This window comes from Amycolatopsis solani (assembly GCF_033441515.1).
GTDB lineage: Bacteria > Actinomycetota > Actinomycetes > Mycobacteriales > Pseudonocardiaceae > Amycolatopsis > Amycolatopsis solani.
The window spans coordinates 2,516,090-2,539,761 of record NZ_JAWQJT010000002.1 but is presented as its reverse complement, the minus strand read 5'-3'; the positions used below and the strand labels follow the sequence as shown (position 1 = coordinate 2,539,761).

The following is a 23,672-nucleotide window of genomic DNA, read 5'->3' as shown; positions in this document are numbered from 1 at the left end:
GTCAGTGGTTCCTTTCGGTTTCCGTGGTGCTGCCGCTCAGCAGCTCGTGGAGCACGTTTCCGTGCAGGGGCAGGCTGGTGATGTCCACACCGGCCGGGGCGAGCGCGTCCGCGACCGCGTTGGCGATCGCGACCGGCAGGCTCATGCAGCTGCCTTCGCCGCAGCCCTTCGCGCCTAGCCGGGTCAGCGGCGACGGCGTTTCCAGGTGGTCGCTGTTCAGCTCGAAGGTGGTTTCGGCGGTGGTCGGGCAGAGGTAGTCCATGAAGGTGGCGGTGGGCTGCCCGGCGTCGGTGTAGCGCATCTCCTCGAACAGCGCGCCGCCCAGCGCGTGCGCGAGCGCGCCGTGCACCTGGCCTTCCAGCAGGGTCGGGTTGAGGATCGTGCCGGCGTCGTGCACGGTGACCACCTGCTCGAGCTTCACCTCGCGGGTCTCCGGGTCGATCCGGACGACCGCCAGTTCGGCGACGAAGCCGTAGCACAGGCTCGAGTTGATCTGGTCCGAGCGGCTGGCCGCCTTCGACTGCGGCGGGGTGAACGCGGCCTCCTCGTACAGCCGCGCGGAGGTGCCTTCCGGCAGCGCGCCGGGATCCCAGTGCACCAGCCCGGCCGCGTGCTTGAACGGGACCGCCCGGGTCGGATCGGCAAGCAGCCGGACCTGGCCCTCGGCCAGTTCCACTTCCTCGGCCGCGACGCCGAGCAGCGTGGCCCCGGCGATCTTGACGGTCACCGCGAGCTTCTCGGCCGCTTCCACGAGCGCGCTGGTCAGCAGCGGCGCGAAGCGCGAGGAGTAGCTGCCCGAGCTGATCGTCCACGGGGTGGTGGCGGTGTCCATCTCGACGAGCGGGCGCACCCGCTCCAGCGGAAGGCCGAGCTGGTCGGCGACCACCTGCTGCGCGACGGTGGCGTGGCCCTGGCCCTGCGGCACGGTGCCCAGCAGCACCGACACCTGCCCGCTGGGGTCGACGCTGATCCGGACGTGCTCGGTGGAGCCGGACTTGCCACGCCCGGACGCCCGCTGCTCGGCCGGGGTGGCCAAGCCGACGTAGCCGATGTTGGTCGCGGACGGGTCGACGATGGTGGCCACGCCGAGGCCGAAGTACTCGCCCCGGGCCCGCGCTTCCCGCTGCTTTTCGCGCAGGGCCTGGTAGTCCGCGTTCTTGACGACCATGTCGAGGGCGCGGTGGTAGTCGCCGGAGTCGTAGATGCCGCCGGTCGGGGTGGCGTACGGGAAGTCCTCGTGCCGCACGAAGTTCCGCTTGCGCAGCTCGATCGGATCGAGGCCGCAGGTCTCGGCGACCTTGTCCATCAGCCGTTCCAGGCCGAAGTACAGCTGCTGGCCGCCGAAGCCGCGGTTGAGCCCGGTGGGCGTCTTGTTCGTCACCACGGCGCGCGACCGGATCTCGACGGCGTCGATCTTGTAAGCGCCGGTGATGTTGCCGAAGCAGCGGTAGAGCGTGCTGGGTTCGGGCGGGCGCAGATAGGCGCCCACGTTGTCGACCAAATCGGCGCGCAGTGCCTGCACCGTGCCGTCGGCCGAGACGGCCGCCTCGAACCACATCGCCCGGTCCGACCCGGCCGAGCTGGCCAGCAGGTGCTCGATGCGGTCCTCGGTCCAGCGCACCGGACGGCCCGCGTGCTTGCTGGCCAGCGCCATCAGCGCGACGTAGGGGTAGATGCCCGCCTTGATGCCGAAGCTGCCGCCGTTGTCGGCCGGGATCATCAGCCGGATCCGCGACGCGGGCAGGCCGAACGCGCCGGCCAGCACCGCGACCATCGAGAACGGGCCGTGGAAGTTCGCCCACGCCTGGATGGCCGGGCCGTCGCCTTCGTCCTGCCACTCGGCGACGACCGAGTAGCACTCCATCGGCGTCGACGAGTAGCGCGGGAAGTCGTACTTGCCCTTCACGACGTGATCGGCCTTGGCGAAGACGTCGTCCACGTCGCCGAAGCTGAAGGTCCGGTCGGTCGCGACGTTGCCGTCGGCGTCCTCGTGCAGCCGCGGCGCGTCCGGCCGCAGCGCCTTCTCCACGTCGACCACCGGCGGCAGCGGCTCGTAGTCGACCTCGACGAGTTCCGCGGCGTCCTCGGCCAGGTACCGGTCGTTGGCGACGACGACCGCGACCGGTTCGCCGACGAAGCGCACCTTGTCCGTGGCCGTCGGGTAGTACGGCATGGGTGCCTTGAGGGCCAGCGGGAACGGGCGCAGGGCCGCCTTGACCTCCTCGGGGCCGATCACCGCGGCGACCCCGGGGTGCCGGCGGGCCCGCTCGAGGTCGACGCCGCGGATCCGGGCGTGCGGGTGCGGGCTGCGCACGATCGCCGCGGTCAGGGTGCCGGGCAACGGGTCCATGTCGTCGAGGAACCGGCCGCGGCCGGTGAGGAGCGCGGGGTCCTCGATCCGCGCCGTCCTCCTGGCCGGCTTGTCGGAGACTGCGGTCATGCGGTTCACCTGCCTGCTTCTGCGGCGCTGTCGAACAGCGCGCGGTAGTTCCCGGAGCTCAGTTCGCGGCGGAGGATCTTGCCGACGCCGGACTTGGGGATGGTGTCGACGGCGACGAACCGCTTGGGACGCTTCAACGACGGCAGCCCCGACTGCTCGCGGACGAAGGCCGCCAGCACCTCCGTCGCGTGCTCGGGGGTCATGCCGTCACCCGGGACGAAGAACGCGGTGGCGGCCTGGCCCCACCGGTCGTCGGCCATGCCGACCACGACCACTTCGCGCACCGCCGCGCAGCGGATCAGCGCGTCCTCGATCTCGTCGGGGTAGATGTTTTCGCCGCCGGAGTTGATCATGTCGTCGACCCGGCCGGCGACCCAGAGGTCCCCGTCCTCGTCGGCGCTCGCCAGGTCGCCGGGGAAGTACCAGCCGTCGCGGATGGACTTGGCGTTGGCGTCCGCCCGGTGCCAGTACCCGGCGAACGCCTCGGGGCTGGCCATCGAGATGGCGATCTGGCCCTGCTCCCCCGGTGCCACCTCGGCGTCCGGCGGCGCGGCGGGGTCCGGGTCCACCAGCCGGACCCGGGAGAAGATGCCGGCGCGGCCCGCCGACCCCGGCTTCGCGAGCACGTCCGGTCCGATGGTGAAGGTGTAGATCTCGGTGCTGCCGAAGTGGTTGACGAAGGACTCCGGTTCCAGCGCGCCGGCGAGCTGCTCGGCCAGCGCCGGGGTCATCGACGAGCCCGCGTAGGCCAGCCGTCGCACGGTCCGCGCCTCGGCGAGCCGGCCGGTGCGCACGAGCGACCAGTAGATCGTCGGCACCAGGTACAGCGAGCCGATGCCCTCCGCGGTGATCAGCTCCAGGGCTTCGTCCGCGTCGAACTTCACCTGCGGCACCCAGGTTCCCGCGCCGACCAGGGTGGCCAGCAGCGTGCGCAGCCCCATGGTGTGGAACAGCGGCATCACGCCGAGCGTCGCGTCGAACCGGGACTGTCCACTTTGGATCAGGTGGGCGATCGCCGCGTGGTGCTCAGCGGAGTGCGTGCGCGGCACGCCCTTCGGTTTGCCGGTGGTGCCGGAGGTGTAGAGCATCACGCTGGTGTCCTGGTCGGCCACCCGGACGTCCGGGGCGCCACCCGGCTGGCGCAGGGCCAGGCGTTCGATGGTGTCCTCGTCGGGCGACCCGGAGGCGGTCCGGGGTATCGGGGGCAAGTCGGCCAGCGCTTCGTCCGCGAGAACCGCGGTCGAAGCGTCGGTGATCACCAGTGCGGGCAGGGCGTCGGCGACGCAGTAGGCGAGCTCGGGTGGCGCGAACCGGTAGGACAGCGGCACCGAGACGGCCCCGAGCTTCTGCGCGGCCAGGTGCAGGCTGGCCAGCGGTTCCCCGCCGGCCAGCGCGAGGACGACGCGGTCGCGGGGCCGGACGCCGAGCGCGGCCAGTGCCCAGGCCAGGCGGTCGGTGTGCGCGTCCCATTCGGCGTAGGTCATGGGGCTGCTGCCGCCCACCGCGCGGCGCCGGGGATAACGCTCCGCCGTCCAGCGCAGAACCGTACCCAGATCCATGACCGTTCCTCCAACGCGACAGTGCGCACTCGATGGTACGAGACCGACCATCTGTTTCGGATGGTTGCGAACCTACGATACGATTCGGAGCATGTCAACGGTTCGGTTGTCGACGACGTCGTACGTGGTGCTCGGCATGATCGCGCTGCGCGGCCCTTCCACGTCCTACGACCTCAAGCGCGCGATCGGCCGGTCCGTGGGCTACTTCTGGAACTTCCCGCACGCGCAGCTGTACTCGGAGCCCAAGCGGCTCGAGGAGGCCGGCCTGCTGGAGCTCGACGAGGAGGACTCGGGGCGCCGTCGCAAGACGTTCTCGATCACCGAAGCCGGCCGCAAAGCCCTGCGCGGCTGGATGGCCGAGCCGGTCGACGAGCACTTCGAGCTGCGCGACGTGGCGGAGATCAAGCTGTTCTTCAGCGAGCTGGCCGGCCCGGACGACGTGGCGCGGCTCGCGAAGGGCCAGGTCGAGCAGCACGAGCGCCGGATCGCCGAGTACGAGGAGATGCAGCGCCGCTTCGGCCACATCGAAGAGGTCGCCGGCCGCATGATCACCCTGGAACTGGGGCTGGGCATGGAATACGCGGCGCTCGAATTCTGGCGCGGCGTACTCGAGCGCGTCGCCCGGGGCGAGTTCGAGATCGGGAAGTACTCACTCCGGGACTAGGCTGGGGGCATGACCGACTCGAGGCGGGGATCCGGCGAAACGCCGGACGAGCTGGCAAGCACGTTGCGGGACCGGGCCAGGAGCGCCGCCACCACGGCGTTGCGCTCGGGCCTGGAGGACATCGAAGACCGGCACGGCCAGCACGTCGCCGACCAGGTCGCGGCCTTGGTCGACGTCGACGGGGTGTTCGCCGGCTTGACCGGGAAACCCGCCCGGCGCCGCGACGAGGACGACGACGGGCCGTACGAGTTCAGGCCGGTGACCTCCTAGGAGCGGTCACTTCCGCCAGTCGTAGCTGAGCGTGGGCGGGTGGTCGGACCCCTTCGTGACGGTGAGGTGGTCGCCGGGGTGCGCGGCCGCGTACCGGACCATCTCGGCGTACATCCGGTCGCGCAGCCCGACGTCGCGCACCTCGACCGTGGCTCGCTGGCCCAGCTGGTCCGGGTTCACGTCCGGGTCGGTGCGGATCGCCAGGTTCCAGAAGTGCTTCTTGTCGGTGCCGTCGGCGCCCTGGCCGTCGTTGGTGAAGTAGACCTCGCCGCTTTCCTTGTTGTAGATCGTCTGGGTCACCTTGATCTGGTCGTCGCCCTGCGCCGCGTTGAAGTGCCCGTTGTTGTTCGGCGAGTCGCTGGTGTAGAACCCGACCTCACCGCCGAACGCCTGGTTGCTGTACTTGCCCTTCCACAGCTCCAGCCGGTAGGTCTTCCCGGTCTCGGGGTCGGTGAACTCCATGTTGTCGCCGTCGGTGCCGGTTTCGTCGAGCTCCATCCCGCCGAGCCGCCCGAGCTTGTCGTAGAAGTCGCGCCAGCCCAGGTAGCTCTGCACCGAATGCTCGCCGGTGGTGTAGAAGTCGCCTTCCGCGTTGTACCGGAAGCCGAGGTAGTCATAGATCTTCTGGGCGATCTCCGGGTTCTGCATGAGCTTGTCCCAGTCCCCGTGCAGCAGGGCGTCCCGCAGCTCCGGGTTCTTCGCGACCAACGCGGCGAGACCGGGTACTTCGCGGAGCATGATCGCGCCGATTTCGGCGAGGTTCCGCTTCTCGGAGCCCGCGAGCTCCCACACCTGGCCCGTCTTGAACCGGAGCTTCTGGCCCTCGATGAGCAGGATCGCGTCGTAGGTGGTGGTCACCCGCGCCAAGTCGGCGAGCAGGACCAGGGCCTCGGCCTTGAGGACCTTGTCCCGCGCCCAGGTGGCGGCGAGGTCGACCGGGCGGATCCCGAAGCCGTGCCACCCGTCGTCGCTCTTCTTCTGGAGCGCCTGGGCGTCCGCGCGCTTGCTCCGGGCGTCCTGCTGGGCCTTCGCCAGCGCGTCGCGGATCGTCTCGAACGACTTGGCCGACTCCTCGAGGTCCTGGGCTTGGTCGTCGCGGTTCTTCTTGAACGCGTCCAGCGACTTCAGCGCCGCTTCACCGGCTCCGCCGTGCCAGCCCTCGCTGAGCTGGACGCGCACGCTCTCCAGCAGGGCCTTGGTGTCCTGGACCATTTCCTTGGTGGCCCGGCACGCCCGCGCGCGGTCGTCCAGCTCGGTGGTGCTGCCCTTCTCGACCTGGTCGGCGAGCGCGTAGATGTCGTCGAAGACGCTCACCGGTCGATCCGTCCGAAGCTGCCGTCGAGGGATTTCAGGAACGCGTCACGGGCTTCGGAGTCGGAGCCGTGGTAGCCCTTCGCGGCGGTTCGGATGGCTTCGACCAGGGTCTCGACCTGCTGCTGGGCGGCGTCCAGATCGTCCTTCCTGGTCGCCAGCCAGACGTCGTAGTCACCGGCGAAGCCGCCGGCCCTCGCCGTGCTCCCGACGTTCGGCGCCCCTTCCGCGGAGAGCACCGGCGGCTTCCCCTCGGCGAGCTTGGCCGCGGCGTTGCTGATGTCCGCGACGTCGACTTCGAAACCCACCGGACTTCCTCCCGCAAGTGACACGATCTGGCGGCAATGTAACAGCTTGCCGCAGGAGAAACGCCGTGGTTCCACGATCGGTTTAGCCGGCCCCGGTGATCGCCTCGAAGCAGCGAGGCGCCGCTACCGCTCCTGGCCGCCCGCGACGGCCAGATCCGACGGGTGCGTGGCCAGTGGGGTGACCTCGATCTTCATGAACGGGTACAGCGGCAGACCCGAGAGGATCCCGTGCAGCTCGTCGTTCGAGGCCACGTCGAACACGCTGAAGTTGCTGTAGCGCCCCACGATCCGCCACAGGTGCACCCACACGCCCGCGCGCTGCAGCTCCAGCGCGCGGGCCTTTTCTTCGGCGACCCGATCGGTGACGTCCAGCCCCGGCGGGATCGAGACGTCCATCCGCACGTGGAACAGCATTTCAGCGCCTTTCCAGGCGGCGCACCGCCGCCAGGTCGAGTTCGACGCCCAGGCCCGGGCCGTCCGGCAGGTGCAGCTCGCCGCCGTCGTAGCGCAACGGCGTCGTCAACAGCCCTTCGCTCATCAGCAGCGGGCCGAACAGCTCGCTCCCCCACGTCACCGCCGGGGTCGAGCACGCCAGCTGCAGCGTCGCCGCGGTCCCGACCGGACTCTCGATCGACGTGCCCGCGTGGCACGGAATCCCGGCCGCGGCGGCGACCTCGGCGATAGCACGGGTGGCGCGCAGGCCACCCGACTTCGTTGTCTTCAACGAAAACACGTCGGCGGCGCGGGCCTTCGCCAGCCGGAGGGCGTCGCCCGGGGTGCGGAGGCTTTCGTCGGCCATCACCGGGATCGGCAGGGCGCGGTTGATCTCGGCGAGCGCCTCGACCTCCGCGCCCGGCACCGGCTGCTCGACGAGGTCAACGCCCGCGGCGGCCAGCCGCGGCAGGTACTTCAGCGACGTCAGCAGGTCCCAGCGCGCGTTGAGGTCCACCCGCACGCTGGCCACCCCGACGAGCTTCTCGGCGACCGCGCACACCCGCGCGACGTCGTCGGCCGGATCCTGCGCGCCCATCTTGAGCTTGAAGCTGCGGTGTCCGTCGTCGAGCTTCGCCAGTGCCTCGTCGGCGACGACCGGCGCCGGTTCGGTGCCCAGCGCCCAGGTCACCGGCACCGACCGCCGGGCGAGCCCGCCCAGCAGCGTGTGCACCGGCACCCCGAGCCCGCGGGCCCAGGCGTCGTGCAGCGCCACCTCCACCGCCGCCTTCGCGTAGAGGTTGGCCGCGACGACGTCGCCGAGATCGCGCAGGATCCCGGCGACGTCGTCCACCCGGCGGCCGAGCAGGACCGGCGTGAAGTAGCGCTCCACGACCAGGCGCATGGTCTCCACGGACTCGCCGCCCCACCACGGGCCGCCCGGCACCACGCCTTCGCCGACGCCGACGGCGCCGCCGCGGGTGTGGACGAACACGAGCAGCACCGGCTGGGCAGCCATGCCGGTGCGGGCGAAGCGGTGCGGACGGCGCAGCGGCACGTCCAGCAGCACCGTCTCGACGCGCTCGATCCCCAGGTCGGTCATCGATCCTCGTTTCGGCAGAAGGGAAGCGGGGCCTCAGGCGCGTTCGAGCACGAAGTCGTACGTCGCACGCAGCCGGCCGTCGCCGTCCGGCCGCGGGTCGAGCACGAGCTCCGGCTTCGTGGCTTCGGCGACGTCGCTGTCGAGCCACTGCCCGCCCTGGAAGTACAGCTGGGTGGTGATCGTGCGGTGGCCCGGCGCGCGCACCATCAGGTGCAGGTGCGCCGGCCGCCACGCGTGCCACCCGGCGGCGGCGATGAGCCGGCCGGTCGGGCCGTCGGTCGGGATCTGGTACGGCGCCGGCTGGACGGTCGTGATCTCGAACCGGCCCTCGCCGTTGCTCACGACCACGCCGCGCAGGGTGCCTTCGGGGATGTCCGGCGCGAAGCCCGAGTAGTAGCCGTCGTCGTCGGCGTGCCAGATGTCGAGCTCGGCGCCGGCGACCGGGGCGCCGTCGACGTCGCGGACCTGCCCGGCGAACACCAGCGGTGTCCCCTTTTCGTCCGGCCGCATCGGCAGGGCCGTCTGCCACGGCAGCTTCTCCTGGTCCGGCAGGTAGTACGGGCCCTGGATGCTGCCCTTCGTCCCGTCCTGGGTGCGGGCGGCGACCTCTTCGACGACGTGCTCGACGAACACGTCGAGGAACAGCGGCCATTCGCCGCCTTCGCCGACGTCCATCAGCCACTGCTTCGCGGCCTGGAACTCCGGGTAGGTGACGTCGTGGTCGCGGATCGCCTGGTGGACGCCGTGCAGCACGGCACGGGCGACTTCGTCGACGCGCTCGGGCGGCACGTCCTGGCTCGTCCGGGCGGCCGCGCGGAAGGCCGCGCTGGCGGAGCTGCCCGAGCCCGCCGCGGTGGGTGCGTGGTGTTCGGTGGTGGTCATGGCCGGTCCTTCGTCAGCGGGAAAGGGAGGTGGCGCCGGGGTTGTAGAGGTCGGTCACGGTCCAGCCGTCCAGGTCGTACTCGGCCATGCACTGCTCGGCGAAGCCCTTCATCGCCTCGGCCGAGCCGGACTGCTGGGCGGCGAACAGCAGCTCGGCGCGCACACCCTCGTGGTTGCCGGAGTAGTTGCGCTCGTAGAGCTCGTGCCGGCCGCCGAACTCGCTGCCGATCGAGTCCCAGATCAGCTTCATCAGCTTGACGCGCTCGACCGCGCTGTAGCCGTTCGAGCCGCGCACGTACTGGTCGAGGTACGGGCGGATCTCCGGCGAGGAGAAGTCCTTCGCCGACGACGGCAGGTAGATCAGCGCGGACCCCAGGTCCTGCATGATGATCTCGCGGATGCGCGGGTAGCCGAGCGTCATGAACCAGCGGTACGCGAGCCCGTAGTCCAGGTGCGGCAGGACGGCGCCGTTCTTCCACTCGTCCGGGTTCGCGGCCATCGCGTCCGAGAGCGCCCAGAACAGGTTGCGCCAGGCGATGACCTCGCCGACGCGGGTCTGGATGCCGCGGAAGTCCTTGGTGCCGGTGACTTCCACGCCCTTCATCAGCAGCCCGGCGATGAAGTCGAGCTTGACGGCCAGCCGCGCGACGCCGTGGAAGGTGAAGCGGTGCAGGAAGCCGGACCCGGGGAAGAACGTGCTCGCCTTCTCGGCGTCGCCGTAGATGAAGACGTTCTCCCACGGGATCTTCACCTTGTCGAGGATGAAGATCGTGTCGTTCTCGTCGAACCGGCTCGAGAGCGGGTAGTCGAACGGGCTCGACGTCGCGTCGGCGACGTTGGAGTAGGAGTTGCGGCAGATCAGCTTCATGCCCGGCGCACCCATGGGCACCGTGCAGACGAGCGCGAACTCGCGCTTCTTGATCGGCAGGCCGTAGTGGGCGATGAAGTTGTAGTTGGTGATGGCCGAGCCGGTCGCGACGACCTTGGCGCCGGAGACGATCAGGCCGTCGTCGCGCTCCTCCTCGACGTGGATGAACAGGTCCTTGACGTCGTCGGGGTTGCGGTCGCGGTCCACCGGCGGGTTGATGATCGCGTGGTTCCAGTACAGGACCTTTTCCTGCGACTCGGTGTACCAGCGCCGGGCGTTGTCGGCGAAGGGCTCGTAGAAGTCGGAGTTCGCGCCGAGCGTGCCGAGGAACGCGGCCTTGTAGTCCGGGCTGCGGCCCATCCAGCCGTACGTCATCCGCGCCCAGGCGACGATCGCGTCGCGGTCGGCGAACAAGTCCTCTTTGGACCTCGGCGTGCGGAAGAACGGGTGGGTGAAACCGCTGCTGCCGGTGTCGGTCGGCGCGGTGAGCACGGACTGCTGGTCCGGGTCGTGCAGGGCGTCGTAGAGCCGTGCGGTCATCCGCACCGAGTTGCGGAACGCCGGGTGCGTGGTGACGTCGTCGACCTTGTCCCCGTAGATGAACACTTCCCGGCCGTCCCGGATGGACTCGACGTACTCGTCCCCGGTCATCGGCCGGGTCGTGCGCACCTTCGCGGGTGCGTCGTGCTCTTGGATGGTCATCGGGCCAACCCTTCGTCGGTGAACGGTTCAGGAAGCTGCTGCGGTGAGCGGGGCGAATTCGGCGGCCGAGCCGAACCAGCCGAGGTCGGGGCAGTCGACCGAGGCCGACCAGTGGGCGTGGCCGCGCGGGCCGAGTTCGCGGAACCCGCCGGCGAAGAACAGCAACGGGTCGGCGTCGCTGGTTTCGAGGTGCTCGACCTCGCCGATGACGATGAGGTGGTCACCGCCGTCGTAAAGGCGCCACGGACGGCACGAGAGGGTGGCCGCGGTACCGGTCAGCACCGGCGCCACCACTCCCTCGGCCCATTCCGGCGCCCGGTCCTGGGGCCGGCCGGCGAAGTGCCAGGCCGTGTCGAGCTGGTCCGCGGCGAGGATGTTGACGGCGAACGGCGCGCCGTCGAGGTAGCGGCAGGCCTTCGACCGGCGCGTCAGCGTCACCTGGCACAGGGCCGGTTCCAGCGAGACGGCGGTGAAGGCGTTCACCGTGGCCCCGTGCGGTTCGCCCTGGTCGTTGCGGCACGTCACCACCGTGACGCCGGTGGCGAAGCGGCCGAAGGCGTTGCGGATCTCGCGCTGGTCGAGCGTCATTGCCCTTACCTCCTGTACGCTGTGCGTACATCATGAACGCTATGCGGACACGTTAAGGAGAGTCCCCCGGCGCGTCCGCGTTGTCAAGACGGCCGGTGCGGAAGGATGAGGCGATGGAGACCGACCGCGACCACATCCAGAGCATCGAGCGGGGCTTCGCCGTCCTGATGGCGTTCGACGCCGAGCGCGCGAACCCGACGCTCGCCGAGCTGGCGTCCGCGACCGGCCTGTCCCGCCCGGCGGTGCGGCGGATCCTCCTTACGCTGCAACGGCTCGGGTACGTCCGCGGCGACGGCCCGCGCTGGTCGCTGACCCCGCGCGTGCTCAGCATCGGCCAGCACTATTCGGCCTCGCACGGCATGATCGAGACCGCCCAGCCGCGGCTGCTGAGCCTCGCGGAGGAGACCGGCGAGTCGGCGTCACTGGCCGCATTGGACGGTGCCGAGGTCGTCTACGTCGCCCGCGTCCCGGTGCGGCGGATCATGAGCATCAACGTGTCGATCGGCACGCGGGTACCGGCCCACGCGACGTCGATGGGCCGGGTGCTACTGGCCTGGGCGCCACCGGCACTGGTGGACGAGGTCGTCGCGGCCGGGCTGCCGCGGTTCACCGCGCGGACGATCACCGACGAAAGCGGCTTCCGGAAGGCGCTGCGGATGGTGCAGGACCAGGGCTGGTCCCTCGTCGTCGAAGAGCTCGAGGAGGGCCTGATTTCGGTGTCGGCCCCGGTGCGCGACGCGAGCGGCGCGGTGGTGGCCGCGCTGGCCTCGTCGACGTCGAGCGGGCGCTCGGACGTGGAGAAGCTGCGCCAGGAGGTGGTCCCGCTGGTGGTCCGGACCGCCGCGCGGATCAGCGCCGACCTCGGCCACCGCGCCGTGCCCGGCGCCGGCCGCGAAGGGTTCTTCTAGACGTTTCGGTGCCGTGCAGGCGCATCCGGCGGCGGTCGACCGGGTCGGGCTCGCGGCTCACGAACCCGCGTTCCTCCACGACGGGAGCGCGGTGTCCGGAGCCGCCCGATCGGCGGGCCTGCGGCGCAGACGCACCGTAGCCACAGCGGCGAGTAAGAAAACGAAAGCCTCGTAACCCATCGCCGCGCCCATCGCTCCCTCGGTGTAGACGACACCGGCCAGGGCCACCCCCACCGTGCCGCCCAGTTGCTGCGCCGTCGGCAGCAGGCCCGACACCGAACTGGCGGCCGGCGGCGGCACCCGGCTCAGCACCAGGGAAAACGCCGACGCGGTGAACAGGCCGAACGCGAACCCGCCCGCGCCCAGCACCGTCCACAGGACCGGTGCCGGCGCGGCCAGCGCCGGGACGACCAGCAGTGACACCACGGCGAGGCCTCCCGACGCGGCGGCCAGAATCACGGCGCCGAACCGGCGTGCCGCGGCTTCGGCGAGCCGGCTGCCCGGTACGGCACCGATCGCGTACGGCGCCACCGTCGCCGCGGTCACCAGCGGGTCGTGGTGCAGCGCGCCCTGCAGGTGCAGGGAAAGCAGCAGGCTGAACGACGGGATGCCGGCGTTGAACAGCAGCACCGCGGCGATGCCCCAGCGGGTCGTCGCCGCGGTCAGCGCTTCGGGGTGCACGAGGGGGTGGCGGACTCGCCGCTGCGAGACGCCGAACGCCACGAGCAGGCCGATCGCCAGCACCGCGCTCAGCCAGGTCCACGCCGGCCAGCCGGCGTCTTGGCCCAGGGTCAGCGGCAGCACGAGCAGCACCAGCCCGGTCAGCGACAACGCGGCCCCGATGGGGTCGACCCGGCCGGTGCCGGCCGGCCCGCGTCCGTCGGGCAGGATCCGGACCAGGCCGAGCGCGGCGAGCCCGACCGGCACCGGCAGGGCCAGCGCCACCCGCCAGCCGGCCCCGAACGGGTCGAAGTGCAGCAGGACGCCGCAGCACAACGGCCCGGCCAGCGACGCGACGGCCATCGTCGCCCCGTACCGGCCCAGCACACCCGCGCGCCGGTCCGCGGGTACCGCGGTCTGGATCAGCGACAGGATCTGCGGTGCGACCACACCGCTGCCCGCTCCCTGCAGCAGCCGGGCGACCACCAGCGTCCCCGCGTCCGGCGCGGCGGCGGCCGCCAGTGACGCGGCGGTGAACACGACGGTGCCGAACACGAACAGCCGCCGGTAGCCGAACCGGTCCCCGAGCCGGGCCGCGGTGATCAGCGTGCACGCGAAGGTCAGCGTGTAGCCGGCCAGGGCCAGCTGCCCCGCTCCCGAGCCGGCCGCGAGGTCGTGCCGGATGCGCGGGACGGCCAGCTGCATCACGGTGACGCTCATCAGCTGCACGAACGTCCCCGACAGCAGCACGGCTTGCGCGGCGGGCCTCATGCCTGCTTCGCGATCCGCGCGACGAGCTCCGCGAGCTCGCCGGGCCGGGTCAGGAACGGCGAATGCCCGCCCGGCAACGAGAACACCGAGAACGGGGCGTCCGGCGCCAGCCGGTCCGCCTCGGCGATCATCAGGTCCTGGGTGGCCGGCGGCAGGGCGAGGTCGTCGGTCAGCCGGATGTAGCTGCGGGGAACCCGGCCCCACCGCCCGGCGGTCACCGGGAACTCGCCGTTCAGCGACGCCAGGGGTTCGTCGGGGTGGAGGGTGAGCCGCCAGCCGGGCCGGTCCGCGGGCCAGTCGTTCAGGAACGCCCGCCGGATGACCGCCACCTCGGCGGGATCCGGCGAGAGGGGGTTGATCCGGAACGCGCCGAGCACCTCGGGATCGCCGGAGTTGGGCACCCGCACGGCGCCGGCGTTCTCCGGCGCGCTGACGTAGTCGAGGAACCGCGGCCGGCCCGCCGGCACGAACGCCGACAGGTAGACGACGTGGTCGGCCAGCTCCGGCTGCCGTTCGAGGGCCGCCGACGCCGGACCGCCGCCCGCGCTGTGGGCGACGAGGACCACCCTCGCGAACCGGCGGCGCACCTCGGCGAGTTCGGCGACCAGCGCGTCGACCAGCGCACCGGTGGTGAGCCCGGCCAGCGCGGACGGTTCGGTGGCCAGTGCGGGCTGACCGGGCCGCAGGTACCCGGCGGGCAGCGGCGCAGTCACGCCGTGGCCGGGCAGGTCCACGGCCACGCCGGCCACGCCGTGTGCGGCCAGTGCTCGCTGGGTCGCGGCCCAGTGCAGCGAAGAGTGCCAGGCACCGTGGACGAAAACGCAGGCGGCGGGCTCGTTCATGACGACCTTTCGGAGGCAGTGGGGTACGAGCTCCACCTCACCGCGCCTCGGCGCCGGTCATCCACTTCCATATCTGGATCAAGGTCGCGTGATACTTTCAAAGTATGGAGTCACGGCACCTCCGCTACGCGCTGGCGCTGGCCGAGCACCAGCACTTCGGTCGCGCGGCCGCGTCACTCGGGATCGCCCAGCCGCCGCTGTCCACGCAGATCGCGGCGGTGGAACGCGAAGTCGGCGAGCGGCTGTTCGACCGCACGGCCCGGGGCGTGTTCCCCACCGCCGCGGGCGCCGCGTTCCTCGTCCGGGCCCGGCGGGCCCTCGGCGAGATGACGGCCGCGGCGGTCGAGGCCGGCCGCGCGGCGCGCGGCGAAACCGGCCAGCTGCGGATGGGCTTCATCGGCTCGGCCTTGCTCGCCCCCCTGCCCGGGGTGCTGAGCCGGTTCGGCCGCGGCCGGCCGGACGTGCGGCTGGACCTGCGCGAAATGAGCAGCCCGGAGGCGACCGCGGCGCTGGTCGAGGGTCAGCTCGACGTCGCCGTCGGCCGCGGCTTCCCGCGCGGCGCCGGGGCCGATGGGCTGGTAACCGTTCCGATCGGCGCGGACCACCTGGTCGCCGTCGTCAGTCTCGCGCACCCCTTCGCGGGCCGCGCGGAGATCCGGCTGGAGCAGCTGGCGGCCGAGCGCCTGATCGTGTCGGCACCCGAGCAGGAACCCGCGGTGGCCGCCCACCTGCGCAGCCTGTTCGGCCCCGGCACGACGGCACTGGACGCGGCCACGGTGTCGCGCGACATCCACACGATCATCGGACTCGCGGCCTGCGACGTCGGCGTGGGCCTCGGCCCGGCCCGGATGCGGCTGGTCATCCGCAAGGACATCTGGTTCTGCGACGTCACCCCGCGCGTGCGCCTGCCGGACCTGCAGCTGTCCTTCCGCGCGGCCGACGACTCCCCCGTGCTCGCCGCGTTCCTCGACACCGTCCGCGCGAACTGCACCGAAGTCGGCTCCCGCCTCGACGACATCCTCGCCGGACGGCAGGCACGCACCGGCGAACCGGTTCCCGGTCACGGCTGACGACGCCGGGTCCCCACCCCGGCAGCCGGCAGCACCCCGCGCGCACGCAGGATCCGCCACACCCAGTACACGCACAGGCCCATCGCCGGAGCGCCCAGCACCGTGCTCGCGATCCCCAGCGGAACCACTTCGCCGGCGGCGTAGAACGGCACCATCACCGCCGTCGCCAGTACCGACTTCGCCAGGAGCAGTGCCGTGCAGAGCTGGTAGCAGCGGCGGCGTGCGCCGTCTCGCCGCCAGGCGAAACGCTCACCACGGGCCACCTCGACCAGCACGCCCACCAGCGGCAGGCGCACGAGCATCGACAGCAGGAACACCGCACCCGCCACCGCGCCGCGGACGATGTCCGGCAGGTAGAAGTCCGCGCCGTGGCCCGTTCCGCCCGCCAGGGCCGCGGACAGGCCCACCACCGCCAGTCCCACGCCCGCCTGCCACCACTTGCGCTCGGTGCACACCCGGACCACGGCGAACACCAGCACGCCGGCGACCGCCACGAGGGCCGAGACCAAGACGTGGCCGGTCGACAGGTAGCCGACCAGGAACAGCAGCCGGGACGCCACCCCTTCGGCGACCGTGCGCCAGCCGCCGATCGCGGTGAAGACCGAGCGCGACTTCTCCGTGAGAACCGCGAAGTTCATCAAGCCGGTGCGGGCGACGGCACCCGGCGGGCCAGTGCTTCGAGGCGGGGCACCACCGCGGCGGGCGCCGGCTGGGCGCGGATCCGCGCGACCGCGGCCCGGGCCGCCACCCGGAGCTCGCCGTCGGCCACGAGGCTCCGGATCGTGGCGGTGTCCACTTCGGACGGATCGCGGCGCACGCCCAGCCCGTGCGCGGCCACGACCTCCGCGTTGACGAACTGGTCGGCCGCCTGCGGCAGGACCAGCTGGGGCACGCCCGCGGCCAGCGCCGTCAACGTCGTGCCGGAGCCGCCGTGGTGGACGATCGCCGAGCAGGACGCGAGCAGGGCGGCCAGCGGTACCCAGCCCGTCAGGCGGGTGTTGGCCGGGAGCGGGCCCAGCGCGTCGGCGTCGACGCCGTCACCGAACGCGAGCAGGACTTCCGCGTCGAGCTCGGCGGTCGCCGCGAGCAGGGGCGCCACCCCGCCGAGCCCGCCGAGCGACGGCAGGACGGTACCCAAGGTCACCAGCACGCGCGGGCGCTCCGCCGGGCGGCACAGCCAGTCCGGCAGCACGCCGCCCGCGTTGTACGGGACGTACCGCAGCGGCCAGCCCTCGCCATCGCCGACGAGGAACTCGGCCGGGACGACGTGGAGCGCCGCGCGTTCGGGCAGCCGGTCCGGCACACCGAGCCGGGCCGCGGTCTCGGCCAGGAAGGGCAGGAACCGCTCCGGCAGGGCGTCTTCCCGGACGAAGTTGATCCCGTGCTCGACCGAGGGCACGCCCGTCGCGCAGGCGGCGAGCAGGCCGGCGCCCTGATCGGCGGTGTGCACCACGACGTCCGGCCGCCAGTACCGCGCCAGGCGCACCGTCTCGCCGGCCATCCGGTCGCTGATCCGTGCGTACAGCCCGAGGACGAAGTCGGGGGTGCGGCCGCCGGAGCGCACGAACTCCTCGCCGTGTTCGCGCAGCTGCGCGGCCAGCGCCCGGCCGGTGTCCTGTCCCGCGCCGAACACGGCTTTGACGTCGAGCCCCGGGGCCGTGTCGACGACGGGCAAGCCGGCGCGCACGACCGCCGCCACGCCGTCGGCCGCGGTGGCGACCAGTACTTCGTGCCCGGCCGCGCGCAGCGCCCAAGCGAGCGGGACAACGGGGAACACGTGGCCGATTCCCGGCGGCACGGCGAAGAGCACACGCAGGGGCTCGGTTCCGCGAGAGGCAGTTTCCGTCATGCGACCCACGATCGGCCCGGCGGCTACAGCCGGCGTCGGCTCTCCCTCAACCGGCCCGGGTACTGCGATTTCAGTACGGCGATGCCAGCAGTCGCACGACGACGGGACACGCCGCCCTGCGCGAGCCTGACGGGGTTCCCCGATCCGACGAGGAGGCCTCCGTCCCGTGGCTACCTATCTGTACCGGCTGGGCAGGCTGGCCTTCCGCCGTCGCCGGCTCTTCCTGCTGCTGTGGCTGGCCCTGCTCGGCGCCGCCGGGTTCGCCTCGAGCACCGCGCCGCCGCTGCCGGGGGAAAGCGGGTCCATGCCCGGCATCGAGTCGCAGGCGGCGCTGGACCTGATGCAGCAACGGTTCCCGGGCAACGCCGGCAGCATCGACAACGCGACCGCGCGCGTCGTGTTCGTCGCCCCCGCCGGGCGGCAGGTCACCGACCCGGGGAACCGGGCGGCCATCGAGGCGCTCGTCGGCCGGGTCTCGCGCGGACCGCAGGTGGCCGCCGCGCTCAGCCCGTTCCAGGCTCAGACGGTGAGTCCCGACCGGTCCACCGCCTTCGCCAGCGTCGCGTACAAGGTGAAACCGGACGACATCGACGACACCACCAGGAACCAGCTGCGCACCGCCGTCGACGCCGCCCGCGCGTCCGGGCTGACGGTCGAGGTCGGCGGGCCGGTGCTGGCGGAGAAGCCGTCGATCGGCGGCGTGAGCGAGCTGGTGGGCGTGGCGCTGGCCGCACTGGTCCTGCTGGTCACGTTCGGCTCGCTCGTGGCCGCCGGCCTGCCGCTGCTGACCGCCCTGCTCGGCGTCGGCATCAGCACGCTCGCCGTCTTCGCCACCGGCGCCGCGCTGGGGCTCTCCCAGACGAGCGGCACCCTGGCCTCGATGCTGGGCCTCGCGGTCGGCATCGACTACGCGCTGCTCGTGGTCTCGCGCTACCGCGAGGAGCGGGCGAAGGGCCATCCGGCGCAGGAGGCGGCCGGCCTCGCCGTCGGCACCGCGGGGTCGGCCGTCGTCTTCGCCGGGCTCACCGTGATCATCGCGCTGGCCGGGCTCGCGCTGATCGGCATCCCGGCGGCGGCCAGGATGGGCCTGACCGCCGCCGCGGCCATCGCCGTCGCGGTCCTCATCGCGCTCACCCTGGTGCCCGCCCTGCTGGGCTTCTGGCCGAACGTCGTGCTGGCCCGCCGGGCTCGCAAGGACGGCCCGACCCCGCCGCCCGAAGGCACCGCGGACAACGCCGGGACGCGGTGGGCGCGGTTCGTCCTGCGCCGCCCGGTGCTCGTGCTGGCCGGCTCGATCGCCCTGCTGGTGGTCCTCGCCCTGCCGGTGACGCAGCTGCAGCTCGGCATGCCCGGCGACGAAGCCAAGTCCACCGCGACCACCGAGCGGCGGGCCTACGACGCGCTCGCCCGCGCCTTCGGCCCCGGCGTCAACGGCCCGCTGGCGATCGTGGTCGACGCGCGCGGCGCCGCGGACCGGCAGGGCGCGGCCAAGACCATCGCCGCCGCCGTCGGCCGCACGCCCGGCGTGGCCGCGGTCTCGCCACCCCAGTTCAACCCGGCGGGCGACACGGCTCTGTTCACCGCGGTCCCGGCCACCGCGCCGACCAGCGAAGCGACGGAGGACCTCGTCCACCGCATCCGCGGCGAGCGGGCCGCCACCGAAGCGGGCACGGGCGCGAGCTTCCTGGTCAGCGGCCTGACGGCGGTCAACATCGACGTCGCCTCGAAGGTGCCCGGCGGACTGGTGCGGTACCTCGCGGTGGTGCTCGGCCTGGCCTTCCTGCTCCTGCTGATGATCTTCCGGTCGCTGATCGTGCCGCTCAAGGCCGTCTTCGGCTTCCTGCTGTCCGTGCTCGCCGCCCTCGGCGCGGTCATCGCGGTCTTCCAGTGGGGCTGGGCCGCCGACCTGGTCGGCCTGCAGCAGACCGGGCCGATCATCAGCCTGATGCCGATCGTGCTGGTGGGCATGATCTTCGGGCTCGCCATGGACTACGAGGTCTTCCTCGTCTCGCGGATGCGGGAGGCGTACACGGGCGGCGAATCCGCCGCGCGGTCGGTGGTCACCGGCTTCCGGCACAGTGCCCGGGTCGTGGTCGCCGCCGCGCTCATCATGATCGCCGTGTTCTCGGGGTTCGTGGGCGCCGACCTCGCCATGATCAAGATGATCGGCTTCAGCCTCGCCGCCGCCGTGCTGTTCGACGCGTTCGTCGTGCGGATGGCGCTCGTGCCCGCGTTGCTCGCCCTGCTCGGCGAACGGGCCTGGGCCCTCCCCCGGTGGCTGGACCGGCTCCTGCCCCACGTCGATCTCGAAGGCGCGGCGCTGCGCCGCCGATATACTGCGGAGACGCCGGCCGTCCGGCCGGTGCCGGCGGAGGCCGAGCGGGACCCGGCGGGCGCCGGAAAGCCGGACGCCTGAGCGGCCGGGCCCGGCGGGGAGGTTCCGGTGCGGGGAGCAGCGACCATGGACCGGACACCGCGGCCGGCGCACGTGACGACGTTCAGCTGGCGCCACTACGGCAAGGACCACCCGCGCGTCGTCGACGTGGCGCTGAGCGCCGTGCTGTTCCTCGCCGTGTCCGGTCCAGCGGTGCTCAACGCCGACCTCTCCGACACCGACAACCTGACGTGGGAGTCCGCGGTTCCGCCGGCCGCGACCGCCCTGCTGGCCTTGCTGTGGCGGCGCAGCTACCCGCGCACGGTCGTGGTGGTCACCGCGCTCTGCGCCGCGGTCGCCGGCGGTTTCGGCTACCTGATCACGCCGCTGCTGCTGGCGCCGGTGATGATCGCGCTGTACGAACTGGCCGGGCAGGTCCCGCCGCGGACCGCCTGGGGGTTCTACCTCGGGACGACGGCGCTCGTCGTGGTGTCGGAGGTGCTCGGCGGGCAGGGCGGCTACCCGTGGTTCCTCGCCGTCCTCAACCCGATCCTCTTCCTGCTGCTCCCGATCGTGCTGGCCGGGTTCACCCGGCTCCGGCAGGACTACGTCGCCGCCGTGACGGCCCGCGCCGAGTACGCCGAGAAGAACCGCGAGGAGGAGGCCCGCCACCGCGTCGCCGAGGAACGCGTGCGCATCGCCCGCGAGCTCCACGACGTCGTCGCCCACCACCTCGCGCTGGCCAACGCCCAGGCCGGCACCGCCGCCTACCTCGCCAGGAACCGGTCGGACCAGGTCGAGCCGATCCTGGCGGAACTGGCCGTGACGACGTCCTCGGCGTTGCGCGAGCTGAAGGCCACCGTCGGCCTCCTGCGCCACCCGGACGACCACGGCTCCCCGCTGGAACCGGCCCCCGGTCTCGGGCAGCTCCCCGAGCTCACGGCGGCGTTCGCCTCGGCCGGGCTCGACGTCGAGGTCGTCACCGACGGCGTGCGGCAGGAGCTTTCGCCGGGCGCGGACCTGACGGCGTACCGCATCGTGCAGGAGGCGCTCACCAACGTCGTCCGGCACGCGACCACGAAGACGGCGGCGGTGCGGCTGGCCTACGGGCGCGACCGGCTGACCGTCACCGTCGAAAACGACGCCGGGCCGCCGGACCCCGCGCCGGCGAGCCGGGGCCCGGGCTTCGGCATCCTCGGCATGCGCGAGCGCGCCGAGTCCGCGGGCGGGCGGCTGCACGCCGGACCGCGTCCCGAGGGCGGGTTCACCGTCCGCACCGAACTGCCGATCCGGCCGTGACCATCCGGGTGCTCCTCGCCGACGACCAGGCGCTGCTGCGCACGACCTTCCGCATGCTCATCGAAGCCACGCCCGGGATGGAAGTGGTCGGCGAAGCCGCCGACGGCGAGGAGGCGATCGCGCTCACCCGGGCCCACCAGCCGACGGTCGTCCTGATGGACATCCGCATGCCCGGCACGAACGGGCTCACCGCGACCACCGCGATCTGCAGCGACGCGCGCCTTTCGGCGACGCGCGTGCTCATCCTCACGACCTTCGAGACCGACGAATACGTCGCCCGTGCCCTGCGGGCCGGCGCGAGCGGGTTCCTCGGCAAGGACGTCTCGGCGGACGCCCTCCTCGACGCCATCCGCACGGTGGCGGCCGGCGACGCCCTCCTGTCCCCCACGGCGACGCGGTCGCTGATCACCCAGTTCCTCACGGCCGCCCGGCCGGAAGCCCCGGCGGAGCCGATCGAGCGGCTGGCCGTCCTGACCGCGCGCGAGCGGCAGATCATGGTCCTGGCCGCGGAAGGCAAGTCGAACGCCGAGATCGCGGACGAGCTCGTCGTCAGCCCGCTGACGGTCCGCACGCACGTCCAGCGCGCGATGACCAAGCTGCGGGCCAGGGACCGCACCCAGCTGGTGGTCATCGCCTACGCGACCGGCCTGGTCAGGCCGCGGCCCCCGGCCTGACCCGGGCGCACCTTCGAGCCGGTGGCGCGCCGGATCGTGCGGCCACGGAGGCACCCCCAGCGGGGCCCGGTTCAGCTCGGCAGCCGGCCCGGCCTGCCCACAGCTCACTCGGCTGACCCGGGCTCGCGCGCACCCCTGAACCGGTGGCGCGCCGGATCGTGCGGCCACGGAGGCACCACCAGCCGGGCCCGCTCCAGCCCGGCAGCCCACCCGGCCTGCCCACAGCTCACCCGGCTGCCCCGGGCACTCGCCTACGCGATCGGGGCGCCGGGCCGGAAACGCCACCAGAGCGAGCCCGTCGCCCGTCCCGCGGGCGGGATGTTCACGGTGCACCGGAAGACGTTGCCCGGATCGTGGACGGCCTTCAGCGCCGACAACCGGGCGAAGGTCTCCGGCTCCCAGCACTCCCGCGCCAGTTCCGAGGTCTGCCGTTCGCCCTGGACGAAGCCGGCCGACCGGCCGACCGTCCACGGTGCCGCGACCCGGGTCACCGCGCGCGCCGTTTCGTAAGCTGCTTCCCGGTCCGGGCCCTGGGGAAGGGTGACCACCCGCAGGAGGCAGGCGGCGTCCCGGTGCCCCACCGCGTTCGGCTCGCGCGGGGTGCGGGCCAGCGCGCCGCCCAGGTGGTTGACCTGCACGACGGCGAAGACCCCGCGGCCGGGCCCGACCAGGTCCAGTACGGCGTCCGGGATCGACGCGTCGAAGTCCTTCAGCAGCACGTTGGCGCAGTAGAAGTTCCGGGGCTGCTTCGGCTCGTTGTGGATCGTCCCCGAGGCCGTGTAGGGCATCTCCCCGACCGTGTCCACCAGCCGCGGCCCCACGGCTCGCAGCGGTGCCACCAGTTCCGCTCCCTCGGCGACCGGGCCCGGGTAGGCGATGCGGACGTGCGCCACGTGGCGTCCGCGCAGGGGCGCCGGCACGGCGGGCACGTCCGGCAGCGGGACGATCCCGATGCTGGACGACATCCGGTCCGGCACCGTCGCCGTCCACTCCCGGTACGCCGAAAGCACCGCCGGCACCCGGTCGGTGTCGAAGTACAGGCCGCCGCCGTAGAACCGGCCGACCGGGAACAGCCCGAACTCCAGCGAGGTCACCACGCCGAAGTTCCCGCCGCCACCCCGCAGCGCCCAGAACAGGTCGGAGCCGGGTTCCGCGGTCACGAGCTCGCCGTCCGCGGTGACGACCTCCAGCCGGCGGACGTGGTCGGCCGCGAAGCCGAACTCGCGGCCGAACAGCCCGAGCCCGCCGCCGAGGGTGTAGCCGACCACCCCGATGTCGGGCGAGGAACCGGACAACGGGGCCAAGCCGTGCGTGGCCGCGGCTTCGATCACCTCCGCCCAGCGGGTGCCCGCCGCCACGCGGGCGGTCCGGGCCACCGGGTCGACCCGGACGCCGGTCATCCGCGAGGTGTCGATCAGCACCCCGTCCTCGAGCGGCACGGTGAGCCCGTGCCCGGTCGCCTGCACCGCGACCGCGTGGCCGTGCTCGGCGGCGTGGCGGACCGCGGCCCGCACGTCGGCCACGCCGGTCGCGCGCACCGCCACCGAAGGCCGGTGCAGGTAGGCGCGTTGCACGCCGGTGCGGGCTGCCTCGAAACCGTCGTCCCCCCGGCGCAGCGCGAGCCGCCGGATCCGCGCGGTGGTCACGACCGCACCAGGAGGTCGTCGCGCGTGACGGTGCGGTGCCGGACGAGCAGCTCCGCACCGGACACGGTGAGCTCGTCGCGCATGACGGTGCTCGTGGTCAGGGTCGTCACGCCGCCGACGGTGTCGAAGACCGGGACGTAGCACGTCGTGCGCAGGACGTCGCCGTCCTGCGGTTCGACGATGACGTTGAAGACGAAGTGCCGCCGGATCGCGCCCTGGGCGTCGAGCCGGGCCACCGCCGCGGCGGCCAGCGCCGTCAGCGCCGCCCGGCCCCGGCTCGGCTCCGGCAGGCCGTTGGACTCGAACACCCCGTCGACGGCGAAGGTCGCCACCCAGCCGCCGACGTTCCCTTCGTCGAGCATCTGCATCTGCGCGGCGTAGAACTGGTCGATCCGGGCGCAGATCTCGGCCGAGACGGCGGCCGGGACGGTTTGCTGCTGCATGGTGGGTTCC

The 23,672-nt window shown here is 72.5% G+C and carries 22 protein-coding genes; 7 read left to right on the top strand and 15 right to left on the bottom strand.

Going from position 1 to position 23,672, the window contains the following annotated elements:
- Position 1 precedes the first annotated feature (1 nt).
- Positions 2–2,440 (bottom strand): xanthine dehydrogenase family protein molybdopterin-binding subunit, encoded by a 2,439-nt coding sequence (locus SD460_RS32205; protein ID WP_290050893.1) that lies wholly within the window; start codon positions 2,438–2,440, stop codon positions 2–4.
- A 5-nt stretch (positions 2,441–2,445) separates the two neighbouring features.
- The gene (locus SD460_RS32200; protein ID WP_318307167.1) at positions 2,446–3,999 is read right to left on the bottom strand and encodes a class I adenylate-forming enzyme family protein; all 1,554 of its coding nucleotides are present in this window, start codon (positions 3,997–3,999) and stop codon (positions 2,446–2,448) included.
- A gap of 91 nt (positions 4,000–4,090) precedes the next feature.
- Between SD460_RS32200 and SD460_RS32195 the strand changes: the two genes are divergently transcribed.
- Positions 4,091–4,663, top strand: a complete 573-nt coding sequence (locus SD460_RS32195; RefSeq protein ID WP_290050889.1) for a PadR family transcriptional regulator — start codon at positions 4,091–4,093, stop codon at positions 4,661–4,663.
- A gap of 9 nt (positions 4,664–4,672) precedes the next feature.
- Entirely contained in the window at positions 4,673–4,933 is a 261-nt protein-coding gene (locus tag SD460_RS32190; protein WP_290050888.1) for a hypothetical protein, read from the top strand.
- Between the two features lie 6 nt (positions 4,934–4,939).
- Here the strand turns inward: SD460_RS32190 and SD460_RS32185 are convergent, their stop codons facing one another.
- From SD460_RS32185 to SD460_RS32155, 7 genes are all read right to left on the bottom strand, one after another.
- Positions 4,940–6,247, bottom strand: a complete 1,308-nt coding sequence (locus SD460_RS32185; protein WP_290050886.1) for a DUF4474 domain-containing protein — start codon at positions 6,245–6,247, stop codon at positions 4,940–4,942.
- Positions 6,244–6,552 (bottom strand): hypothetical protein, encoded by a 309-nt coding sequence (locus SD460_RS32180; protein ID WP_290050884.1) that lies wholly within the window; start codon positions 6,550–6,552, stop codon positions 6,244–6,246. The genes SD460_RS32185 and SD460_RS32180 overlap by 4 nt, the downstream gene beginning before the upstream one ends.
- 123 nt (positions 6,553–6,675) lie before the next feature.
- A complete protein-coding gene (locus SD460_RS32175) occupies positions 6,676–6,966 on the bottom strand; it encodes a muconolactone Delta-isomerase (protein ID WP_290050881.1) in 291 nt (96 codons plus the stop codon).
- Position 6,967: 1 nt separating this feature from the next.
- On the bottom strand, positions 6,968–8,086 hold the full coding sequence (locus tag SD460_RS32170) for a muconate/chloromuconate family cycloisomerase (protein ID WP_290050879.1): 1,119 nt from the start codon (positions 8,084–8,086) through the stop codon (positions 6,968–6,970).
- A gap of 33 nt (positions 8,087–8,119) precedes the next feature.
- Positions 8,120–8,968 carry a catechol 1,2-dioxygenase gene (gene catA, locus SD460_RS32165; protein ID WP_290050876.1) on the bottom strand — a complete coding sequence of 283 codons (849 nt, stop codon included), beginning with the start codon at positions 8,966–8,968 and terminating at the stop codon, positions 8,120–8,122.
- 13 nt (positions 8,969–8,981) lie between these two features.
- On the bottom strand, positions 8,982–10,538 hold the full coding sequence (locus tag SD460_RS32160) for a 4-hydroxyphenylacetate 3-hydroxylase family protein (RefSeq protein ID WP_290050874.1): 1,557 nt from the start codon (positions 10,536–10,538) through the stop codon (positions 8,982–8,984).
- Positions 10,539–10,565: 27 nt separating this feature from the next.
- On the bottom strand, positions 10,566–11,126 hold the full coding sequence (locus SD460_RS32155) for a flavin reductase family protein (RefSeq protein ID WP_290050872.1): 561 nt from the start codon (positions 11,124–11,126) through the stop codon (positions 10,566–10,568).
- 113 nt (positions 11,127–11,239) lie between these two features.
- Between SD460_RS32155 and SD460_RS32150 the strand changes: the two genes are divergently transcribed.
- Positions 11,240–12,034 (top strand): IclR family transcriptional regulator domain-containing protein, encoded by a 795-nt coding sequence (locus tag SD460_RS32150; RefSeq protein ID WP_290050870.1) that lies wholly within the window; start codon positions 11,240–11,242, stop codon positions 12,032–12,034.
- 57 nt (positions 12,035–12,091) lie between these two features.
- On the opposite strand, the gene SD460_RS32145 is transcribed toward SD460_RS32150, so the two are convergent.
- Entirely contained in the window at positions 12,092–13,465 is a 1,374-nt protein-coding gene (locus tag SD460_RS32145) for an MFS transporter (RefSeq protein ID WP_290050867.1), read from the bottom strand.
- A complete protein-coding gene (locus SD460_RS32140) occupies positions 13,462–14,307 on the bottom strand; it encodes an alpha/beta hydrolase (protein ID WP_290050865.1) in 846 nt (281 codons plus the stop codon). The genes SD460_RS32145 and SD460_RS32140 overlap by 4 nt, the downstream gene beginning before the upstream one ends.
- A gap of 104 nt (positions 14,308–14,411) precedes the next feature.
- Here SD460_RS32140 and SD460_RS32135 point away from each other — a divergent pair, with 104 nt between their 5' ends.
- A complete protein-coding gene (locus SD460_RS32135; RefSeq protein WP_290050862.1) occupies positions 14,412–15,377 on the top strand; it encodes a LysR family transcriptional regulator in 966 nt (321 codons plus the stop codon).
- Here SD460_RS32135 and SD460_RS32130 read toward each other — a convergent pair.
- Both SD460_RS32130 and SD460_RS32125 read right to left on the bottom strand, forming a co-directional pair.
- Entirely contained in the window at positions 15,368–16,015 is a 648-nt protein-coding gene (locus tag SD460_RS32130) for a DUF3159 domain-containing protein (protein ID WP_290050859.1), read from the bottom strand. The genes SD460_RS32135 and SD460_RS32130 overlap by 10 nt on opposite strands.
- Complete coding sequence (locus SD460_RS32125) at positions 16,015–17,226, bottom strand: nucleotide disphospho-sugar-binding domain-containing protein (RefSeq protein WP_290050857.1); 1,212 nt, start codon at positions 17,224–17,226, stop codon at positions 16,015–16,017. The genes SD460_RS32130 and SD460_RS32125 overlap by 1 nt, the downstream gene beginning before the upstream one ends.
- A 166-nt stretch (positions 17,227–17,392) precedes the next feature.
- Between SD460_RS32125 and SD460_RS32120 the strand changes: the two genes are divergently transcribed.
- Genes SD460_RS32120 through SD460_RS32110 form a run of 3 tightly spaced genes read left to right on the top strand, consistent with a single transcriptional unit; the run spans position 17,393 to position 21,573 of the window.
- Positions 17,393–19,642, top strand: a complete 2,250-nt coding sequence (locus SD460_RS32120) for an MMPL family transporter (protein WP_290050855.1) — start codon at positions 17,393–17,395, stop codon at positions 19,640–19,642.
- A 45-nt stretch (positions 19,643–19,687) separates the two neighbouring features.
- Positions 19,688–20,899: a sensor histidine kinase gene (locus tag SD460_RS32115; protein WP_290050851.1), complete on the top strand. Its 1,212-nt coding sequence runs from the start codon at positions 19,688–19,690 to the stop codon at positions 20,897–20,899.
- Entirely contained in the window at positions 20,896–21,573 is a 678-nt protein-coding gene (locus SD460_RS32110; protein WP_290050849.1) for a response regulator transcription factor, read from the top strand. Before SD460_RS32115 ends, SD460_RS32110 begins: the two co-directional genes overlap by 4 nt.
- A 251-nt stretch (positions 21,574–21,824) precedes the next feature.
- Here SD460_RS32110 and SD460_RS32105 read toward each other — a convergent pair whose 3' ends face one another.
- A complete protein-coding gene (locus tag SD460_RS32105; RefSeq protein WP_290050846.1) occupies positions 21,825–23,219 on the bottom strand; it encodes an FAD-binding oxidoreductase in 1,395 nt (464 codons plus the stop codon).
- Positions 23,216–23,662 carry a nuclear transport factor 2 family protein gene (locus tag SD460_RS32100; protein ID WP_318307166.1) on the bottom strand — a complete coding sequence of 149 codons (447 nt, stop codon included), beginning with the start codon at positions 23,660–23,662 and terminating at the stop codon, positions 23,216–23,218. The genes SD460_RS32105 and SD460_RS32100 overlap by 4 nt, the downstream gene beginning before the upstream one ends.
- Between the last annotated feature and the right edge of the window lie 10 nt (positions 23,663–23,672).

Excerpts from the sequence above, each read along its gene's own strand:
- SD460_RS32205 (WP_290050893.1), bottom strand. The coding sequence starts at position 2,440 with ATGACCGCAGTCTCCGACAAGCCGGCCAGGAGGACGGCGCGGATCGAG.
- SD460_RS32200 (WP_318307167.1), bottom strand. The coding sequence starts at position 3,999 with ATGGATCTGGGTACGGTTCTGCGCTGGACGGCGGAGCGTTATCCCCGG.
- SD460_RS32195 (WP_290050889.1), top strand. The coding sequence starts at position 4,091 with ATGTCAACGGTTCGGTTGTCGACGACGTCGTACGTGGTGCTCGGCATG.
- SD460_RS32190 (WP_290050888.1), top strand. The coding sequence starts at position 4,673 with ATGACCGACTCGAGGCGGGGATCCGGCGAAACGCCGGACGAGCTGGCA.
- SD460_RS32175 (WP_290050881.1), bottom strand. The coding sequence starts at position 6,966 with ATGCTGTTCCACGTGCGGATGGACGTCTCGATCCCGCCGGGGCTGGAC.
- SD460_RS32170 (WP_290050879.1), bottom strand. The coding sequence starts at position 8,086 with ATGACCGACCTGGGGATCGAGCGCGTCGAGACGGTGCTGCTGGACGTG.
- catA (WP_290050876.1), bottom strand. The coding sequence starts at position 8,968 with ATGACCACCACCGAACACCACGCACCCACCGCGGCGGGCTCGGGCAGC.
- SD460_RS32160 (WP_290050874.1), bottom strand. The coding sequence starts at position 10,538 with ATGACCATCCAAGAGCACGACGCACCCGCGAAGGTGCGCACGACCCGG.
- SD460_RS32155 (WP_290050872.1), bottom strand. The coding sequence starts at position 11,126 with ATGACGCTCGACCAGCGCGAGATCCGCAACGCCTTCGGCCGCTTCGCC.
- SD460_RS32150 (WP_290050870.1), top strand. The coding sequence starts at position 11,240 with ATGGAGACCGACCGCGACCACATCCAGAGCATCGAGCGGGGCTTCGCC.
- SD460_RS32145 (WP_290050867.1), bottom strand. The coding sequence starts at position 13,465 with ATGAGGCCCGCCGCGCAAGCCGTGCTGCTGTCGGGGACGTTCGTGCAG.
- SD460_RS32140 (WP_290050865.1), bottom strand. The coding sequence starts at position 14,307 with ATGAACGAGCCCGCCGCCTGCGTTTTCGTCCACGGTGCCTGGCACTCT.
- SD460_RS32135 (WP_290050862.1), top strand. The coding sequence starts at position 14,412 with ATGGAGTCACGGCACCTCCGCTACGCGCTGGCGCTGGCCGAGCACCAG.
- SD460_RS32130 (WP_290050859.1), bottom strand. The coding sequence starts at position 16,015 with ATGAACTTCGCGGTTCTCACGGAGAAGTCGCGCTCGGTCTTCACCGCG.
- SD460_RS32125 (WP_290050857.1), bottom strand. The coding sequence starts at position 17,226 with ATGACGGAAACTGCCTCTCGCGGAACCGAGCCCCTGCGTGTGCTCTTC.
- SD460_RS32115 (WP_290050851.1), top strand. The coding sequence starts at position 19,688 with ATGGACCGGACACCGCGGCCGGCGCACGTGACGACGTTCAGCTGGCGC.
- SD460_RS32100 (WP_318307166.1), bottom strand. The coding sequence starts at position 23,662 with ATGCAGCAGCAAACCGTCCCGGCCGCCGTCTCGGCCGAGATCTGCGCC.